The 18,132-nt window shown below is 65.1% G+C and carries 16 protein-coding genes and 1 pseudogene; 7 read left to right on the forward strand and 10 right to left on the reverse strand.

Annotation, left to right across the window (positions count from 1 at the left end):
* Together B5E65_RS15420 and gpr are read right to left on the reverse strand one after the other, a co-directional pair.
* Window positions 1-289: pseudogene (locus B5E65_RS15420) on the reverse strand (hypothetical protein); the annotation flags it as partial.
* 371 nt (window positions 290-660) lie between these two features.
* Window positions 661-1,452: a GPR endopeptidase gene (gene gpr, locus B5E65_RS15425; RefSeq protein WP_087172652.1), complete on the reverse strand. Its 792-nt coding sequence runs from the start codon at window positions 1,450-1,452 to the stop codon at window positions 661-663.
* A 245-nt stretch (window positions 1,453-1,697) separates the two neighbouring features.
* Between gpr and rpsT the strand changes: the two genes are divergently transcribed.
* Complete coding sequence (gene rpsT, locus B5E65_RS15430) at window positions 1,698-1,961, forward strand: 30S ribosomal protein S20 (RefSeq protein WP_087172653.1); 264 nt, start codon at window positions 1,698-1,700, stop codon at window positions 1,959-1,961.
* 74 nt (window positions 1,962-2,035) lie between these two features.
* Here rpsT and B5E65_RS15435 read toward each other — a convergent pair whose 3' ends face one another.
* The 8 genes from B5E65_RS15435 to B5E65_RS15470 all read right to left on the reverse strand — a co-directional run bounded on the left by B5E65_RS15435 (window position 2,036) and on the right by B5E65_RS15470 (window position 11,106).
* Window positions 2,036-2,362 carry a DUF6054 family protein gene (locus B5E65_RS15435; protein ID WP_087172654.1) on the reverse strand — a complete coding sequence of 109 codons (327 nt, stop codon included), beginning with the start codon at window positions 2,360-2,362 and terminating at the stop codon, window positions 2,036-2,038.
* Window positions 2,363-2,468: 106 nt separating this feature from the next.
* Complete coding sequence (locus B5E65_RS15440; protein WP_087172655.1) at window positions 2,469-4,487, reverse strand: AAA family ATPase; 2,019 nt, start codon at window positions 4,485-4,487, stop codon at window positions 2,469-2,471.
* 24 nt (window positions 4,488-4,511) lie between these two features.
* The gene (locus B5E65_RS15445) at window positions 4,512-5,180 is read right to left on the reverse strand and encodes a response regulator transcription factor (protein ID WP_087172656.1); all 669 of its coding nucleotides are present in this window, start codon (window positions 5,178-5,180) and stop codon (window positions 4,512-4,514) included.
* Window positions 5,177-6,166 carry a sensor histidine kinase gene (locus tag B5E65_RS15450; protein WP_481810364.1) on the reverse strand — a complete coding sequence of 330 codons (990 nt, stop codon included), beginning with the start codon at window positions 6,164-6,166 and terminating at the stop codon, window positions 5,177-5,179. The genes B5E65_RS15445 and B5E65_RS15450 overlap by 4 nt, the downstream gene beginning before the upstream one ends.
* A 681-nt stretch (window positions 6,167-6,847) precedes the next feature.
* On the reverse strand, window positions 6,848-7,909 hold the full coding sequence (locus B5E65_RS15455) for an ABC transporter substrate-binding protein (RefSeq protein WP_087172658.1): 1,062 nt from the start codon (window positions 7,907-7,909) through the stop codon (window positions 6,848-6,850).
* 89 nt (window positions 7,910-7,998) lie between these two features.
* A complete protein-coding gene (locus B5E65_RS15460; RefSeq protein ID WP_087172659.1) occupies window positions 7,999-8,811 on the reverse strand; it encodes an ABC transporter ATP-binding protein in 813 nt (270 codons plus the stop codon).
* On the reverse strand, window positions 8,787-9,575 hold the full coding sequence (locus tag B5E65_RS15465) for an ABC transporter permease (protein ID WP_242957590.1): 789 nt from the start codon (window positions 9,573-9,575) through the stop codon (window positions 8,787-8,789). The genes B5E65_RS15460 and B5E65_RS15465 overlap by 25 nt, the downstream gene beginning before the upstream one ends.
* Before the next feature lie 277 nt (window positions 9,576-9,852).
* Complete coding sequence (locus B5E65_RS15470; RefSeq protein WP_087172661.1) at window positions 9,853-11,106, reverse strand: S1C family serine protease; 1,254 nt, start codon at window positions 11,104-11,106, stop codon at window positions 9,853-9,855.
* 187 nt (window positions 11,107-11,293) lie between these two features.
* Here B5E65_RS15470 and B5E65_RS15475 point away from each other — a divergent pair, with 187 nt between their 5' ends.
* The 6 genes from B5E65_RS15475 (at window position 11,294) to B5E65_RS15500 (ending at window position 18,047) form a co-directional block, all read left to right on the forward strand.
* Window positions 11,294-12,220 carry a bifunctional GNAT family N-acetyltransferase/class I SAM-dependent methyltransferase gene (locus B5E65_RS15475; protein ID WP_158098615.1) on the forward strand — a complete coding sequence of 309 codons (927 nt, stop codon included), beginning with the start codon at window positions 11,294-11,296 and terminating at the stop codon, window positions 12,218-12,220.
* Between the two features lie 26 nt (window positions 12,221-12,246).
* A complete protein-coding gene (locus B5E65_RS15480) occupies window positions 12,247-12,780 on the forward strand; it encodes a GNAT family N-acetyltransferase (RefSeq protein WP_087172663.1) in 534 nt (177 codons plus the stop codon).
* Between the two features lie 97 nt (window positions 12,781-12,877).
* A complete protein-coding gene (locus B5E65_RS15485; RefSeq protein ID WP_087172664.1) occupies window positions 12,878-13,507 on the forward strand; it encodes a class I SAM-dependent methyltransferase in 630 nt (209 codons plus the stop codon).
* A 212-nt stretch (window positions 13,508-13,719) separates the two neighbouring features.
* Window positions 13,720-15,744 carry a M56 family metallopeptidase gene (locus B5E65_RS16760; protein ID WP_087172665.1) on the forward strand — a complete coding sequence of 675 codons (2,025 nt, stop codon included), beginning with the start codon at window positions 13,720-13,722 and terminating at the stop codon, window positions 15,742-15,744.
* Complete coding sequence (locus tag B5E65_RS15495; RefSeq protein ID WP_087172666.1) at window positions 15,734-16,123, forward strand: BlaI/MecI/CopY family transcriptional regulator; 390 nt, start codon at window positions 15,734-15,736, stop codon at window positions 16,121-16,123. The genes B5E65_RS16760 and B5E65_RS15495 overlap by 11 nt, the downstream gene beginning before the upstream one ends.
* Before the next feature lie 325 nt (window positions 16,124-16,448).
* Window positions 16,449-18,047, forward strand: a complete 1,599-nt coding sequence (locus B5E65_RS15500) for a peptide chain release factor 3 (protein WP_087172667.1) — start codon at window positions 16,449-16,451, stop codon at window positions 18,045-18,047.
* Window positions 18,048-18,132 lie beyond the last annotated feature (85 nt).

Consider the following 18,132-nt stretch of genomic DNA (forward strand, 5'->3'; position numbering starts at 1 on the left):
CATGTTTTCCGGGGGCTGGGGGCCGGGGCGGCGAAGCCTCCGGCGTGGGCGCGGCGGAGGGCTGGGGTTCCGGCGAGGGGGAGGATTCCGGCGCGGACGATTCTACAGACGCCGCGCTTTCCTCGGCCAGCTGCTGCACGGCGGCCATGGCGGCGGCGGGGTTGCGGCCCCAGCTGCCCAGCGCCACCGCCCAGCCCGCCAGACGGGGCAGCGCGTCCACCGTGACGCCGCACCAGGCGGTGACCGCCATAAGCCCCGCCGCCGCCAATCGTACACCCCATCGGCCCATTCGCCCGCCTCCTTTCCCAGCGCATACTTTCAAGGTATGCAGCCCGGGGCGGGTCTATGCCTGTTTGCCAATCTGGGGGGACAACGAGGGCTGCGGGCGCAACAAGAATGCGCCCGCCCGGCTGCGCCGACCGCCCTGCCGGTCCAAAGCCCCACCGGGGCTTTGGCTGCTTCGCAGACCCGGCCCCCAGACCCCGGAAAACATGGCCGGAATACTCCGGCCATAGGGATAAAAATAAATATGGTCCGCGCCGGACTATTTCCGTCCGCGCGGGCTTTGTTTTTATATAAAATCCCTGGGGCCAGAGTATTCTGGCCCCGATTTCCGGGGGGTATGGGGGGATAGGTTCTATCCCCCCATATTGGCTTTTATCAGCTCACCAGACGGCCCAGTTCGGCGGGGGTCAGGCGGGGCTGGAGCGCGCGGTTGACGGCGCGGGCCAGCAGGTGGGAGCCCCGGCGCACCAGGCCGTCCAGATCCCGGGGCGTGACCACCAGGCCGGGCACGGAACACACCGCCCCCGCGTCCATCATGGTGGGGATCCCCAGCGCCACCACCGGCACCCCTACCGTGTCCCGGGTCAGGCTTCGGGCGGTATCCCCGGCGGGCCGCAGGCCCGCGTCGGCCAGCTGCACACTGCGCCCCAGCCGCTCCGGCCCGGCACAGGCCAGGCTGTCCACCGCCAGTACCGCCGCCGCGTCCATCTCCTTCACCAGCGCCGCCACGATGCCCGCCAGCGCCAGCCCCGTGACCCCGCCCGGCCCCGGCGCGATGCTGGCCACCGTGCGCAGCCCCAGCGGCGCGGCCACCGTTTCCAGCCCCCGGGTCACCAGTACCTGCCCCGCCACCCGGGGCCCCAGCGCGTCCGCCGTCACCCGCCGGTTCCCGACCCCCACCACCAGCACCGGCCCCGGCGGCAGCATTTCCGCCACCTCCCGCGCCAGCAGCGCCGTCAGCTTTTCGTCCTGATCATCCAGCGCCGCCGTGCGGGGCGTCTCCACCGTTACATAATGGCCCGCGGGCCGCGCCAGCCCGTCCCGCTCGATCCGCACCCGGGTGATGCGGCACGCCCCCGCCTGATGCACCGTGCACCGCACCCCCTCCGGCACCCGGCCCCGGCCCGGCGGATAGATCTCCGGCGCAATATCCGTATAGATTGCCATGTGATTCCCCTGCCTTTCCTGCCTTTCAGTCTGGGCCGGGCCGGACGGTTTCATTCCCATTTCCGGAAAATATTTCCTCGCTCGGTCAAGTTTTCAACAATTCACCAACGCTTTGTGGAAAACTCGGCTCTCTGCCGGCATTTTCGTGGAAATTTTTCGCGGAAATTTCGGAAAAACCCTTGCGGAATCCCGCCCGTTGTGGTATTATAAGATGCACTGTTATGGGGAATAAGGAGGTGGTACGAATGCCTAACATTAAATCGCAGAAGGACCGGGTCGTCCAGGCGAAGAAGGAAGCCCTGCACAACAAGGCGATTAAGTCTAACCTGAAAACAGTCACCAAGCAGGCAAACGCTGCCATCGAGGCCGGCGCCGAGAACCGTGACGCCGCGATCCGCGCCGCGGTTTCCGCGATCGACAAGGCCAAGAGCAAGGGTGTGCTGCGCAAGAACACCGCGGCCCGCAAGATCAGCCGCATGGCCAAGCGCGCCAACAAGGCCCAGGCCTGAGCGCTTACGTGAACTGAAACAAACAAAGCCGAAGGGATTTCCCCTTCGGCTTTTGTTTTTGTGTCCTGCCGGATTCACAGCAGCGCCCGCAGCGTATCCAGAAAACTTTCCTCGCCCCAGGTGTTGATCTTGAAGAACACAGCCTGGCTGCCCCCGGCGGTGATGGCCGACAGCTGCACCGGCCCGTCCCCCGCCTGGAACAGGGTCACGTTCATGCTGACCCGGTTGCCGCCCGCGTAGCTGTACCGCTCGAACACCCGCACGCTGCATCGGGCCCCGGCGCCGGTAAAATCGCTGGAATCCTCCAGCGAGGCGGACATGCTGCCGTTCAGCACACCGCTTTCGATCTTTTTCAGAATCTCGTCAAAATCCCCGTTCAAGGTCTGTTCCAGTTTTGCCATCCGCCGCGCCTCCTTATATAGTTCCCATGTACGGGCCGGATTGTTCCGGCCCGCTGATTTTGGGGGGGAATGGGGGGGAATCATGGATTCCCCCCATATCGGCCTCTTATTCCTCCAGCTCAAAATCCCCGATCAGCAGCCGGTCCAGCGGCGCGTCCGGGTCGGCCACCAGGCGGCGGCTCTGGTTCAGGATGGCCTGCTCCAGGGTATTGCGGGCCATGCGCCCGTTGCCCGCCTTGGCCGCGTTCTCGGCCTGGCGGCGGGCATAATAGGCCAGCAGCGGGGCCTTGCAGCCCTCGTCCAGCACGTAACCCCGGCCGGCGGCCTGCAACTCCGTAATTTTCAGCAGTTCCTCGGCGGTGTAATCCGGGAACTCGATGGTCTGGGCAAACCGGCTGGCCAGACCGGAGTTGGCGGTCAGGAACTGGGCCATCTCCCGGCTGTAGCCCGCCAGCACCACCACCAGCTCGTCCCGGTGATCTTCCATGCCCTTGACCAGCGTGTCGATGGCCTCCAGGCCGAAGCTGTCCTCCTTACCCCGGTACAGGCTGTAGGCCTCGTCAATAAACAGCACGCCGCCCAGGGCGCTGCGGATCACCTGCTCGGTCAGGGGGGCGGTGTGGCCCACGTACCGGCCCACCAGATCGGCCCGGCTCACCTCCACCAGCTGGCCGCCCCGCAGCGCGCCCACCGCTTTCAGATACTGGCTTATCAGCCGGGCAATGGTGGTTTTGCCGGTGCCCGGGTTGCCGGTAAAGATCATGTGCATGGTCAGGCTGCCCGCGGGCAGGCCCTGGGCCTTGCGGCGGCGCTGCACCCGCACATGGTCGGCCAGCCCCCGCACATAGGTCTTGACCTCCTCCAGACCCACGATTTTATCCAATTCCGCCTCCACCCGGGCCAGCGCCCCGGCGGATTCGTCCACCTCGGCCAGCAGGGGCCGGGCCTCGTCGGCGCCAAAGGCCGCCAGCAGCTGCCCCTCCTGCACCGACAGCGCCACCGTCAGCCCGGGCTGAGGCTCCCGCTCCAGCAGGTACTGGCCCACCGCCTTGTACACCCGGTCGCAGAAAGCCACGATCGGTTCCGCGCCCCGGGCCACGTCGGCCATACCGGCCGCCAGGTCCCGCACCTCTTCGGTCATGATCAGGGTCACCCCCAGCCGCTCTTTTGCCCGGCGCACCGTCCGGTTCAGCTGGCCCGCCGCCAGCACCCGCAGGCTCTCCGGGGTAAAGGGCGCGGTGGCGCACACGTCCCCCAGGGCGGCGGCAAAGGGCCCGCCAAACCGCTCGGCCATCGCGTCCGGGCCTTTATGGCTGAAAAATACCAGATACTTGTCCCGGGCGGTGAGCTCCCCCACCGCCCCCGGCACCAGGGCGGTGCCCGCGTCCACCAGCATGCCTTTCTGCACCACATAGCGGCTGGCCAGCGGGGCTTTGCCCTCCTGCACCAGGCCCGCCAGCAGGTTCAGAAAACCCGGGTGGCACTCCTCGTAATGGTCAAAAACCAGAATCTGCCCCGGCGCGGTGAGGGCCGCGTACAGATCCTGCAAAAACAGCTTTTCCTGCCCGGGGCCGGGATAGCGGGCCAGGTCCATCGTGGCCAGGTTGGCACTGTCCAGCACCCCTTTTTCCGCCAGCAGACCGGCCAGCGTTTGCAGGGCAAAATGCCGCCCGGTGCCCTCCCCGCCCCAGATCAGGATGGTGTTGCGGGCCCCGCCGGGGGCGTAGCCCAGCACAAAGGGACGGCGGAACGCCCGCACCAGCGCCCGCACAAAATCCGGCTGGCCGATCACTGTCTGTTCCAGCTGCTCGGCCAGCCCGGCAAAGGCGGTGTCCGGGGCGGCGGGGGCGGGCTTTTCCTGGGGCAGCAGACCGTCCCGGCGCAGGTTCTCGGTCATCTCCCCGCCCAGGCGGCGGATCTGCTCGGCCTGGTCGGCGGCCGCGTCGGCCAGCCGGGCGGCGTTTTTCTGCAGCGCGGCGGGGGCGGCGGGCTGCCGGGCCATCAGCTCTTCCAGTTCCCGCCGGGCCTGTTCGGCGTCGCGGCGGGCGCTGGTTTCAGCGGTGGGACGGCTGCGGCGGCCAAAGGCCCCGTCCATCAGCGCTTCCCAATCGGTTTTGTCGGGCATGATGCGTACCTCCTAGACGGAAATTCAGAACAGGTGGCTGATGTTCAGTCCCCGGATCATATCCACGATCTCGTGGGTGCGGGAACAGCCGAACTTGGCCCGCAGGCTCTTGATCTGGGCCTTGACGGTGCCCGGCTCCACACAGCGCTGGGCGGCGATATCCTTGACCGACATATCCTGTAACAGGCACCGCACCAGCTCCCGCTCGGTGGGGGTCAGCCGGGAAATGTTGTTGATGAAGAACAACAGGTTGGATTCGCTGCGGCGCAGGCGGCTGTACTCCTTCATCACGATGCCCTGGATATCCGGGTCCAGCATGGGGCGGCCCTCGTAGGCCAGCCGGATATGGCGGAACAGATCCTCGTCCTTGCCGCCCTTGACCACATAGTCCACCGCGCCGGTGGCCATGGCCACGGTGATCATGTTTTCGGTCTCGTGGGCGGTGAGGAAGATGATCTTCGCGTCCGGGTCGGCGTCCCGTATCTTTTCGGCGGCCAGGATGCCGGCGTTCACCTGTTCCATCTCAATGTCCATGAGCAGGATGTCGTAGGGCACCCGGGCGGCCAGCTCCACCGCCTCGGCGCCGCTGCCGGCGCTGCCCACCACCTGAAAATCCGGCTGCAGGCTGAGAACCTCGCACATGTCCTCCCGCAGCAGTTCAAAGTCATCGGCTACCAGGATTCGGATGCTCATGGGCGTTTCTCCTTTCGTTTGCCGTGCTCAAACCGGGGCAGGATCACAAAGAACCGGGTACCCTTGCCCCGCTCGCTCTCCACCCGCACGCTGCCCAGATGGCTGCGCACGATGGAGCGCACATAATACAGCCCCATGCCCCAGTTGTAGTTGGAGTTCTTGCTGGAATAAAAGGGCTCGAAGATTCGCTTTGTCTCGGCGCGGGAGATGCCGCAGCCCGCGTCCCGCACCTCCAGCACGATGTTCAGCCGTTCGGTGTGGCTGATCAGCTGCACCGGGTCGGTGCGGCCGGCGGCCAGGGTGGCCTCCCACCCGTTGGACAGCAGGTTGCTCAGCGCCGCCGCCAGATGGGAGCGGTCGGCCAGCACCCGGCAGCCCTCGTCCACCGTGATCTCCACCGCCGCGTCCGGGTGTTTGCGGTGCATCCGGTCCACCGCGTCGGCGGCCAGTTCGCCCAGGGTCACCGGCACCAGGGTGATGGTGCTGCTCTTGACGCTCTGGTACAGCTCTCCTACCCGGATCAGCAGATTTTCGTTGGTTTCTTTCAGTGCGTCCACATAGCCCTGCACCTTGGCCATATCCGGCTGGGGCTGGGCCAGGGCGGCGTCCAGCCGCTTGAACACCACCCGGTTGGCCAGCAGCTGGTTCTTGATGCTGTGGGCGAAGACGCTGGCCCCCATGCTGGCCGCGTCGAACCGGCGGCGCAGGCTGACCTCGTCCATATTTTCCGAGATGCGCAGCTGGGCGTAACGGAACATGGTCCACAGCCCCACCGCACCGGAGACGGCGCTGGCGGCGAACACCAGCGAATAGAGCAGCGGCGAGAGCCGGGGCTGCAGGTACCACAGCCCCAGATACCACATATAGTCGCTCCGGTAGAACAGGTAGATCTGGGCGGGGTCCTGGGGGCAGTAGAGGGCATAGAGCACAGCCATGCTCACCAGCATGGCGCACTGGGGAATATACTGCTGGCGGCAGATGCGCATGGTGATGCTGAACGCTTCATACAGCAGCAGCGCCACCGCCGCGGCCACATAACACAGCACCCAGATGCGGCTGAAATTTACCAGGAACCACTGCACCTCCGGCCGGCCGCCGGCCAGGGCGTAAAAGACAGCGGGCTCGTAGATGATCAGGGTGAGCAGGGGCAGCGGCCAGAGGGCCAGCACCCGGCCCCGCACCGGGCCCATGCCCGGGTTCATGGAGTTGCGCACCGCCAGGGTGAGCAGCAGCGGCGGGAAGAGATACCGGCCCACCGCCACGATGAAGCCCTGGGCCTCCAGGGTGAGGCTGGCCCCCCGCAGCGCGTTCTTGAGGGGGGCGCAGACGAAGAGCAGCGCCTCCAGCACGCCGCCGGTGCCGCCCCGCTTGGCGATGAACATCAGGATGCCCAGCCAGTAGATCACCAGGCTGCCGAACATGGCGCAGACCAGCAGCTCCTCCCGGCCGCGGCGCACCACCAGCAGCACCACCGAGGCGAGGAACAGCAGGGTGACCAGGAGCAGGGGCATGGGGGCGGCCTCCTTTCTTTTCCAGCGCATTTTCTCTATTGTAACACACTTTGCTCCGGCAAACCATAGGGCCGAAAAAAACGGGCGGGGGGCCTTTCCGCCCCCCGCCCGGGGCGGATCAACAAGGGATCCGTTTTTTGTTGAGGGACGGGCCGATCAGGCGCCAGCCTCCTCCATCACATCCCACAGGATGTAGTCCTCCAGGGGCACTTCCGCCGCCACGTCGCCGGTGGCGATGAAGCCGTTCTGCTGGGTCTGGTACATGGCGGCCAGGGTGCCGTCCTCGATCTGGGCCAGCATCTCCTCGCTGGTCAGCCACTCGGCGTCGCCGCGCTGGGCGTAGACGGTGTCCTTATCCAGGCCGGTCAGGGTGGCGATGTAGCCGCTGATCTCGTCGGCGTTGCTCATGTCGGCGCGGTAGTCCTTGGCCTTGTAGAGGGCGCGGGTGAACCGCACCAGCAGGTCATGGTTGGCCTCGGCGTAGCTGGGCATCACGATCCAGCTGCTGATGGAGGCGGCCTGGTCGGCGTAGGTCAGGTTGTCGGCCAGGGTGACCACGTCGCCGCCCAGCTCCTCTTCCACCTTCAGGGTGGAGGGGCTCCACAGGGCGGCCGCGTCCAGGCTGTCGCCGATCATGGCGGTCACGATGCCGTCGGCGTCCATGCTCATCAGGTTCACGTCGCTCTCAGACAGGCCGGCGTCCGCCAGCACCTGCTTCAGGATGGTCTCGGAGGAGGTGCCGGGGGCGTAGCCGATGGTCTTGCCCTTCAGATCGGCGGCGGTCTCCACGCCCTTGCTCTTCAGGCCCATCACGGCGTCGCCGTTGCCCACATGGGCGAAGCAGAAGATCTTGCACTGGCCGTTGATGGCCAGCTTGTGGGCGCCGGAGCCGATGTAGCCGATGTCGATGGAGCCGGACTCCATGGCGGCGATGATGGTGGGGCCGTCCTGGAAGGCGGTCAGCTTGACCTCGATGTTCTCGTCGGCGAAGTAGCCCTTCTCCATGGCGGTGCAGACCTCGACCAGGCTGGCGTAGTTGGCCATGTAGGCCACATTCACCACATCCATCTCACCGGCGGGCTCGGAAGCGGGGGTGCTGCTGCCGGCCGCGGAAGAGCCGCCGGCCGCGGGGGTGCTGCTGGAAGCGCCATTGCCGCCGCAGGCAGCCAGGGTCAGCGCCAGGGCCAGAACCAGCACCAGAGCAAGGATCTTTTTCATGGTTGGTTTCCTCCTTTTAATGTGTTGTTGATTTCACTCTCGTATCTGCACGGCGCGCCGCGCCGTCAGGTTCGGTTGCGGGTATGCGCTTACTTGCGCACCTCCAGGTACTCCTTGTAAACTTCGCCCCAGATGTGGTTCTTCAGTTCCATGAACCGGGGGCTGAGCTTGGTCTCCTGGTCGCGGGGATACGGGATGTCGATGTCCACGATATCCTTGATGCGGCCGGGGCGGGCGCTCATGATAATGCAGCGCTGGCCCAGCACGATGGCTTCGTCCACGTCGTGGGTGATGAAGAAGCAGGTTTTCTGTTTTTTCTCCCAGGTCTCCAGCAGCTCGGTCTGCAGCTGGGTACGTGTCTGGGCGTCCAGCGCGCCGAAGGGTTCGTCCATCAGCAGCACCTCCGGGTCGGCGGCGTAGGCGCGGGCGATGGCCACGCGCTGTTTCATGCCGCCGGACAGCTCCTTGGGATAGTGGTTGGCGAACTTGCCCAGCTCCACCATCTCCAGGTACTGCATGGCCTCTTCCTGGGCCTGCTTGCCCTTGATGCCCCGCATATTCAGGGCAAATTCCACGTTCTTCTGCACGGTCAGCCAGGGGAACAGCGCGTACTGCTGGAACACAACGCCGCGCTCGGTGCCCACGCCGGTAACCTCATGCCCGTTGCACAGCACCCGGCCGCTGGTGGCGGGCAGCAGGCCCGCGATGATGTTGAGCAGGGTGGACTTGCCGCAGCCGGAGGGGCCCACCACCGTGATGAACTCGTTCTCGTGAATATCCAGGCTGACGCCGTTCAAAGCGATCATCTCGCCGTTGCGGCCGTCAAACTTCTTGACAACGTTCTCGATCTTGACCTTCACCGGGCGGGTATCGGTCTTCAGATCTCTCGCTTCTCCTGCCATCCTGTCAGCTTCCTTTCCACAAATTTGATGAGTTTCTCGATGATGAGGCCGATGATGCCGATGATGATGATGTACAGCAGCATGGGGCCGGGCTCATAGTTGGAGTTGAAAGCCCGGATGCGCATGCCCAGGCCCAGGCCGCTGCCCACGGATTCGGCGGCGATCAGGGTGGTCAGGGCGGTGGAGGCGCCCAGACGGGCGGCGGTGAGGATGAAGGGCAGGCTGGCCGGGGCGATGACCCGGATGAACACGTCCTTATCCTTGGCGCCCAGCACCCGGGCGGCCTTGATGAGGGTCTCGTCGATGTTGACCACGCCCTGGTAGATGGTGATGCTCATGATCAGGGTGGTGGAGATGGTAATAACGGTGATCTGGGGCTGCCGGCCGACGCCCAGCATCAGCACGATCAGGGGCACGTAGGCCAGGGGCGGGATGTTCCGGATGAACTGGATCCAGGGCTGCACAACGTAGCGAACCGGCCGGTACCAGGCCATCAGGATGGCCAGAGGCAGCGCAATGACAAAACCGATCAGATAACCCGCCACTACCGTGAGCAGGCTGCTGGCGATATCGCTCAGCAGGATGCCGCGTTCAAAAGCGACGGTTACGAAAAGCCCGGGTATCTCCCAGGGATGGCAGAAGGACCGACCGGTCTTTTCGCCGAAGGACAAGGCGGTCCAGACCAGCAGGGCCACCGCCAGCGAGATCAACAGCCATGCCCAATTGGGGATGCGGTCGACCACGCTCTTTTTCTTTGCTTTCACGCGTTGATCCACTCCTTTTTGGATTTTATGCCCCAAAACGGGGGCCTTTGTTGATTCCATTATAGCAATTCTGCCCAGCATCGGAAAGGGGTATCTTTCTTATCCCCCCTGACGATATTTTTTGTGCACATTGCCCATGCCCATCCGGGCAAAACCGTCGAAATGATCATCAAAACTGGTTAAAAGAAAAACAAGGACGTTGCCCGCCCGGTTCGGGCAGGAACGTCCTTGTTCATGTTGTCAGTATACCTCCCCCGCGGGGAAAGGTCAAGCTTTTTTAGCCGGCGCTCTTCTCGCCCAGGGTCACCTGCACGGTGAACAGCTGGCCCTTGCGGGCTACCTGCAGTTCCACCGTGTCCCCGGCGGAGTAGGCGCTCAGCGCGTCGGTCAGTTCGTCGGTGGTCTCCACCAGGGTGCCGTCCATGCTGACGATGCGGTCGCCGTACTGCAGGCCCGCATTGGCGGCGCCGCCGCCTTCCACGACCTCCACGATGTACACGCCGCTGGTGCCGAAGTACTGCATGGCGGTGTCACCGCTGATGACGCTCACGCCCAGGGCGGGCCGGCCGGTCACATAGCCGTTGCTGATCAGTTCCTGGGCCACCTCTTTGGCGGTGTTCACCGGGATGGCAAAGCCGATGCCCTCGGCCTCACTGTCGCCGGACTTGGCGTTCACGATGCCCACCAGCTCGCCGTTCATGTTGAACAGGCCGCCGCCGCTGTTGCCGGGGCTGACCTGGGCGCTGTGCTGGATCAGGGTCATGGTCTGGCCTTCCACGTTGATGCTGCGGTTCAGCGCCGAGACGATGCCGTTGGTCACGGTGCCGCCCAGGGTACCCAGCGGGTTGCCCACAGCCAGCACTTCCTGGCCCACGGCCAGGGTATCGCTGTCGCCCAGCACCGCGGGCACCAGGCCCTCGGCCTCCACCTTGATCACCGCGATGTCGGTCTGGGAGTCCGCGCCCACCAGGGTGGCGGTGTACTCGGTGCCGTCATACAGGGTCACCTTGATGCTGCTGGCGCCTTCCACCACGTGGTTGTTGGTGATGATGTAGCCGTCCTGGGTCATGACCACGCCGCTGCCGGCGCCGCTCTCCACGTACTGGCCGAAGAAGCCGCCGCTCATGACCACCTGCTCGGTGGTGATGACCACCACGCTGGGCTCCACCAGGCTGGACACGTCCACCTTGCTCAGGGCCGACGCGCCGCTGTCACCGGCGGGTTCCACCGTGGAATGGCTGCCGCCCAGCACCACGCCGCTGGAGCTGCTGTCCGCGCCCGCGACCTGGCTGGCGGTCATGTACCCGGCCCAGCCGCCGCCGAAGCCCACGCCCGCGGCCACTACCAGCGCCAGCGCGCCGGTCAGGATGCGCCGGGCAATGCCCCGCTTTTTCTTGGCGGGCTTCATATCCTGCACCGGGGGCTGATCCGGCGCGGGGGTAAAGGCGGGCTGTACAGAGGGTTCCTGCGGGGGGGTGCCGCCGCCGGAGGTATACAGAGAAGAATAATCATACTCCCATTTGTTTTCCATACGGATCTTCCTTTCTTTCTATCGGCTGCCCCCAATCGGGGGCTTTTCTCTTAACCTGTGCCCTCAGTATACCCGTAAATTGTGAAAAACCCATCCTTTCCGGGTGAAAAAGATGTGAAACCGGGGCCATGGCTGGTATAATAGACACACATACGATACCACATTTATGCGAAAGGGGCAACGGAGAATGCAGCTTTTGGTGCCGGACCGGGAACAATCGGCCCTTCTGGCCGCGGGCGAAGCCCGTGCTGTGGGCGGCGAGGCCTGTCCGGAAGCCTGGGCCTCCGCCCCGGGGCGGGCGGTCTGGGCGCTGGAAAAGGACGGTGCGCTCATCGGCGGGGCCCGGGCCGAGGCCGGGGTGCTGACCGGGCTGTACATCCTGCCCCCGTGGCAGGGCAAGGGCTACGGCCGGTACCTGCTGCGGGCGGTGCTGCGGCAGCCCGGCCATCCGGCGGCGGTGGCGGCGCCGGGCGATGCGGCGGGGTTTTTCCGCCGGCTGGGCTTTGCCCCCCAGCCGGACGGGCTGTGGCGGCGCCCCGCCCCGGTCAGCGACGGGGTGGTGTGGGCCCAGCGGGCGCTGGCCGAAGCCCTGGCGGACAAGCCCGCGCCGGTCTGCATCGACGCCACCTGCGGCAACGGCCACGATACGGTGTTCCTGGCCGGGCTGGGGGGCCGGGTGCTGGCGCTGGATATCCAGCCGGCGGCGGTACAGGCCACCCGGGCGCGGCTGACGGCGGCGGGGTATGCCGATCCGGCCCGATACCGGGTGGTGCAAGCCGACCACGCCGGCCTGGCCCGGCTGGCCGACCGGGAGGGCTTTGCCCCGGCGGACGGGGTGATGTTCAACTTCGGCTGGCTGCCGGGTGCGGACCACGGGGTACAGAGCCGGGCCCACAGCAGCCGGACGGCGCTGGCGGCGGCGCTGGAACTGCTGGCGCCGGGCGGCGCGCTGACGGCGGTGCTGTACAGCCCGGGCTACGGCCCTCAGGAGGAGGAAAAGCAGGCGGTGCTGGCGCAGCTGACCGGGCTGGACCGGGCGCGGTTTTCGGTGACGGCGCATCCGGGCCATCCCGGCGCGCCGCTGCCGGTGCTGGTGCGCCGCCTGCCTGTATGACTATATAGAAAAAGGAGGACAAGCCCATGCTATTGACCACCGAACGGCTGCTGCTGCGTCCCTGGCAGGAAGCCGATGTGAACGATCTGTATTTCTATTCCCGGGACCCGGACGTGGGCCCGGCCTGCGGCTGGGCGCCCCATCAGAGCCTGGAGGAAAGCCGGGCGGTGCTGCGGAGCATTCTGTCCGGCCCGGAGTGCTATGCTCTGTGCATTAAGGAAACCAACAAGCCCATCGGCACGGCGGAGCTGATGCTGCGGGGCAACACCGATGTGACCGACCGGGCGGACGAGTGCGAGCTGGGCTACTGGCTGGGCAAGCCCTACTGGGGCCGGGGCTACATGCCGGAGGCCGCGGCGGAGCTGCTGCGCCATGCGTTCGAGGATCTGAACATGCGGGCGGTCTGGTGCGGCTACCACGAGGGCAACGACAAGTCCCGCCGGGTGCAGGAAAAGCTGGGGTTTGTGTTCCACCACGCCCACCCGGTGCAGGTGCTGGGGCAGGAGCGGATCAGCCGCGTGAACCGGCTCACCCGGGAACAGTGGCTGGCCCGGCGGTAAGGGCTGATCTGGGGGATATAACATATCCCCCAGACCCCCAGAAAAATCGGGCCGGAATACTCCGGCCCCGGGAACTATGCAAAAATCGGAGGAAACAATGCTGAACAACCAAGGGTTTGATTTATGGGCAGATAATTACGATGCCAGTGTGGGGGTATCCGACGAGGAAGGCACCTATCCGTTTGCGGGATATAAAGAGGTTCTGAATATCATTTTCAATCGTGTACTGACCCATCCCGGAAAGACTGTACTGGACATCGGGTTTGGTACGGCAACCCTTACCGCCAAACTTTATGAAAATGGGTGCACTGTTTACGGGCAGGATTTTTCCCGCAAAATGATCGAGCTGGCACAGAAGAAAATGCCGGAGGCAGCGTTATTCCAGGGGGATTTTTCCCAGGGGCTGGTGAGCGAACTGACCCGAAACCGGTATGATTCAATTCTTGCCACCTATTCGCTGCATCATCTTTCCGACCGGCAAAAGGTGCGTTTTCTGAACAGTCTGCTGCCTTTATTGAAAGAGGACGGATGTATCTACATAGGAGATGTTGCGTTTAGAACCCGCGCGGATCTGGAGGCCTGCAAAGCACAGGCGGGCGCTGAATGGGATGACGACGAGATCTACTTTGTGTGGGACGAACTGAAAGAGCACTTTCCTCAAATGGAATTTGAGCCGGTATCCTGCTGCGCCGGCGTGCTGTCTGTAAAAAACCGCACGGACCGGTAACCGTATTTGCCTGTTCCGAACCATATAAAATAAAACCGGGCCGGCGCGCATCCTGTTCACGTGCCGGCCCGGTTTTCGTTTCGGGCCGTTTACTTCGATGACGGCAGATACAGCGCCCCTTTCCCGGGAAATGTATTGACTTCTTCCTTTGACAGTTGTAGAATGTAGTTGGAAAGCATTCGACACTTGTCAAATTTAAGGAGGCGACCGGTATGCGCACTCTGTTTCTGACCTATCTGGTGCAAGGAGTGCTGCTGGGGGCGGCAGGGCTGGCCCTGGCGGCGCTGGCCCGTGTTCTGCGGCGGCGGTACGGTCCGGCCTGGCTGTGCCGGGCCTGGCTGGCGCTGGCCATTCTGCTGGTGCTGCCGCTGCGCCTTGCGCTGCCCGCCGCGGCCTCCGCGCCGGTGCGGCTGACCCCGCCCGCCGTGCTGCTGGAGGCGTCCCCCGCCCAAGCGCAGCCGGTTTTCCCGCCGCAAAACCCGGCCCTGCCCCAGACCGGCGGGGAAACCGCCATCCCCGGCGGGCAAAGCGCCGCCGGGCAGTCCGGCCCCTCTCCTGTCCTGCCCGCCCCGCTGGACGCGCTGGCGCTGGTCTGGCTGACCGGAGCGGCGGGCAGCCTTGCCTGGCAGTGGCTGAGTTACGGGGTCTGGCTGCGTCACACCCTGCGGCGCAGCCTGCCCGCGCCGGACAGTTGGCAAACCGCCCTGAACGCAGCGCTGGCCCGCCAGCCGGTGGGCCGCCATGTGCGGGTGCTGGCCGGCCCGGTGGACGGCCCGCTGGTGACCGGTTTTTCCCGCCCGGTGCTGCTGGTGCCGGAGGGGGAACAGCCCGGCGCAGACGCATCCTGCGTGCTGGCCCATGAACTGGCCCATCTGCGCCGCCACGACCTGACCCGCAAGGGGTTGTTCACCCTGGTGCGGGCGCTGCACTGGTACAATCCGCTGGTGCGGCTGACCCTGCGCCGGGCCGCCCGGGAGATGGAATACGCCTGCGACGCGGCGGCCCTGCGGGCGCTGGGCACAGACTGCCGGGCGGCCTATGGCGGCGCGCTGCTGCGGGCGGCGGGCCGGGGCCGGGTACCGGCCCTGACCGGCGGGTTTGCGTTCTCCAAACGGGAGATGAAAACCCGGCTGGCCCGCCTGTGGGACGCGGCCCCGAAACGCCGGGGCGCGGCGGCGCTGGCGCTCGTCTGCCTGGCGGGCTGCGCGCTGGGTGTGCTGGTGGCCTGCGGCGAACCGGCGGCCAGCCAGCCGGCCAGCACCCCGCCCCCCACCGCCCGGCCCGAGCCGACCCCCGAACCCACGCCGGACCTGGCAGGCGATCAGGCGGTCTGGCCATCGGTGTATTACGGGCACAACGGCGGAAACCACTTTGACAAGATCACGGATACCCTGCCCTTGAACGAGGCGGAGCAAATCGCCCGTTGGACAGGCTACGCCAGCCCCGGCTGGCAGTATGCCGGGATAGCCCAGTATCTCTACGGCGAGAATACGGAAACTGTAACGGGCTCGTCAGTTCTGACTCTCTGGAACACAGCCGACAGGGGCGAACACTGGACCGCCACCCCGCTGGACCTGTCCGATTGGCTGGCGGAGCAGGCGGAGGTGAGCGGCTGGACCGAACTGGGTGAAGGCCGGTCCACCGTGAGCCCGGTACACTATCAGTTTGTGAACCCGGAAGTGGGGTTCCTGGCCTGCTGGGGCCAGTATGAGTACCGGAACGAAAACGGCCGGGCCTATGCGGATTCGAAGGAGTTTCTGCTGCTGCGCACCCTTGACGGCGGCGCCAGCTGGGAGCGGATGTACAGCGGCGACGGCACCGACCTGGCGGAAGGTGCGGCGATGACGCTTAATCTTTGCACGCCCTTTGCCTTTCTGAACGAAAACGTGGGCTTTTTATGTGCGCACGCACCTGAATACGGGTACGATGACGGACATTTCAATGTGCTGCGCACCACCGACGGAGGCCGCAGCTGGCAGCGGCTGGATATGCGCGAGCTGGAGGCCAGCCTGCCGGGCGGGGCCTGGGACAAGCCCCACGCCTGCGGCGCGATTGGACGGGGGGTGTCGGACATGCCCGAGGACATACCCGACCCAGATACCCCGGGCAGCATCGCATTGAGCACCTGGAATATGGGCACAGACCGGCCGTACATAGTGCTGTACAGCCAGGACTGGGGCGAAACCTGGGACTGGATCTATCGAAATCAAAAGGACAGGGAGAACTATGGGCAATAACGACAACATCAAGCGGCTGCCGGACGCGGAGCTGGAGATCATGAAGGAGCTGTGGGCGGCCGGCGAACCGCTGACCCGGCCCCAGCTGGAACAGCGGCTGGCCCGCAAAAGCTGGACCAGCACCACCCTGCTGGCGCTGCTGGCCCGGCTGGAGAGCAAAGGGTTTGTGAGCCGCCAAAAGCAGGGCAAGGGCTATCTGTACGCCGCGGCGGTGACCCGGCAGGAATACCTGCCGGTGGAAAGCCGGTCGGCGCTGGGCCGGATGTTCGGCGGCAGCGCCCGCAACCTGGTGGCCGCCCTGGCCGAGACCCACGCCCTCTCGGACACGGACATCGACGAACTGGCCGCGTATCTGGAGCAGCTGCGACGTAAAGGCTGATCTGGGGAGACAACGTCTCCCCAGACCCCGGAAATAGAGGGCCGAATACTCGGCCCTCGGGATAAAACAAAAGCAAGGCCCGCGCCGAACCAAAATGGTTTGCGTGGGCCTTAATTCTGTACCATTCCCCATGGCCGAATTGTTTCGGCCATGATTTCCGGGGGTCTGGGGGAATCGTTGATTCCCCCAGATCAGCAATCCAGCGCAAACCCTTGCGCAGAGCCAAAAAACCGTATATACTATATAAGGTTATGCCCTATTTTCCGCCGCGGCGCAAGGCCGCGGGCGTTTTTTTCTGTTTTTACACCACACAGGAGGGAAATACATGCCATCCATGCGCGAAGAAATCCAGCGCCGGCGCACCTTTGCCATCATCAGCCACCCGGACGCCGGTAAGACCACCCTGACCGAAAAGCTGCTGCTGTACGGCGGCGCGATCCAGCAGGCCGGCAGCGTAAAGGGCAAGCAGAGTGCCCGCCACGCGGTGAGCGACTGGATGGAGATTGAGAAGCAGCGCGGTATCTCGGTAACCAGCAGCGTGCTACAGTTTGAATACGACGGCCGCTGCGTGAACATTCTGGACACCCCCGGCCACCAGGACTTCTCGGAAGACACCTACCGCACCCTGATGGCGGCGGACGCGGCGGTCATGGTGATCGACGCGGCCAAGGGCGTGGAGGCCCAGACCATCAAGCTGTTCAAGGTCTGCACCCTGCGTCACATTCCCATCTTCACCTTTGTGAACAAGATGGACCGGGAAGCCCGGGACCCCTTTGAGCTGATGGAAGAGATCGAGACGGTGCTGGGCATCCAGACCTACCCGATGAACTGGCCCATCGGTTGCGGCAAGGCGTTCAAGGGCGTGTATGACCGGGCGGCGAAGCATATCCTGGCGTTCCAGGGCGACGGCCGCGCCAACGGCGTGCGGATGGTGGACACCATCGAAGCCACCCTGGGCGACCCGCAGCTGGACGAGCTGATCACCGCCCCGCTGCACGCGCAGCTGGCCGACGATGTGGAACTGCTGGACGGCGCGGGCATGGATTTTGACGAAGAAGCGGTACAGCGGGGCGCTCTGAGCCCGGTATTCTTCGGGTCGGCGCTGACCAACTTCGGCGTGGAACCCTTCCTGCGGGATTTCCTGCGGCTGAGCCCCTCTCCCCTGCCCCGCAACGCCATGGACGGCCCGGTGGACCCCTACCGGGACGAGTTCTCCGGTTTCATCTTCAAGATTCAGGCCAACATGAACAAGGCCCACCGGGACCGCATCGCCTTCCTGCGCATCTGCTCGGGCAAGTTCGAGCGCGGCATGGAGGTTACCCACGTGCAGGGCGGCAAGAAGATCAAGCTGGCCCAGTCCACCCAGCTGATGGCCCAGGACCGGGCCACCGTGGACGAGGCCTATGCGGGCGACATCGTGGGCCTGTTTGATCCGGGTATCTTCTCCATCGGCGATACCCTGTGCACCGGCAAGCAGACGGTGCAGTTCGAGGGCATCCCCACCTTTGCGCCGGAGCATTTCGCCCGTGTGACCCAGGTGGACACCATGAAGCGCAAGCAGTTCGTGAAAGGCATGGAGCAGATCGCCCAGGAGGGCGCGATCCAGATTTTCCGCGATCTGGGCGGCGGTATGGAAGAGGTCATCGTGGGCGTGGTAGGCGTGCTGCAGTTCGAGGTGCTGGAGTACCGGCTGAAGAACGAGTACAACGTGGATATCCGGATGCAGAACCTGCCCTATGAGCAGATCCGCTGGATCACCGACCCGGAGACCGATCCCAAGACCCTGGACCTGACCAGCGATACCCGCCGTATCGAGGACCTGAAAGGCAACAAGCTGCTGCTGTTCACCAACAGCTGGAGTATTGATTGGGCCATGGAGCACAACCCCAACCTCAGGCTCTGCGAGTTCGGAAGAAATGAGTAAAAAGGCTGTGCGTGCGGGCCGCTCCCGGGTGCTCCGGCGGGTGGGATAAATGCCCTCCGGGCACCCCGGGCCTTGCCCGGGCCCC

Origin of the sequence: Gemmiger sp. An120 (assembly GCF_002160955.1) — a bacterium.
GTDB lineage: Bacteria > Bacillota > Clostridia > Oscillospirales > Ruminococcaceae > Gemmiger_A > Gemmiger_A avium.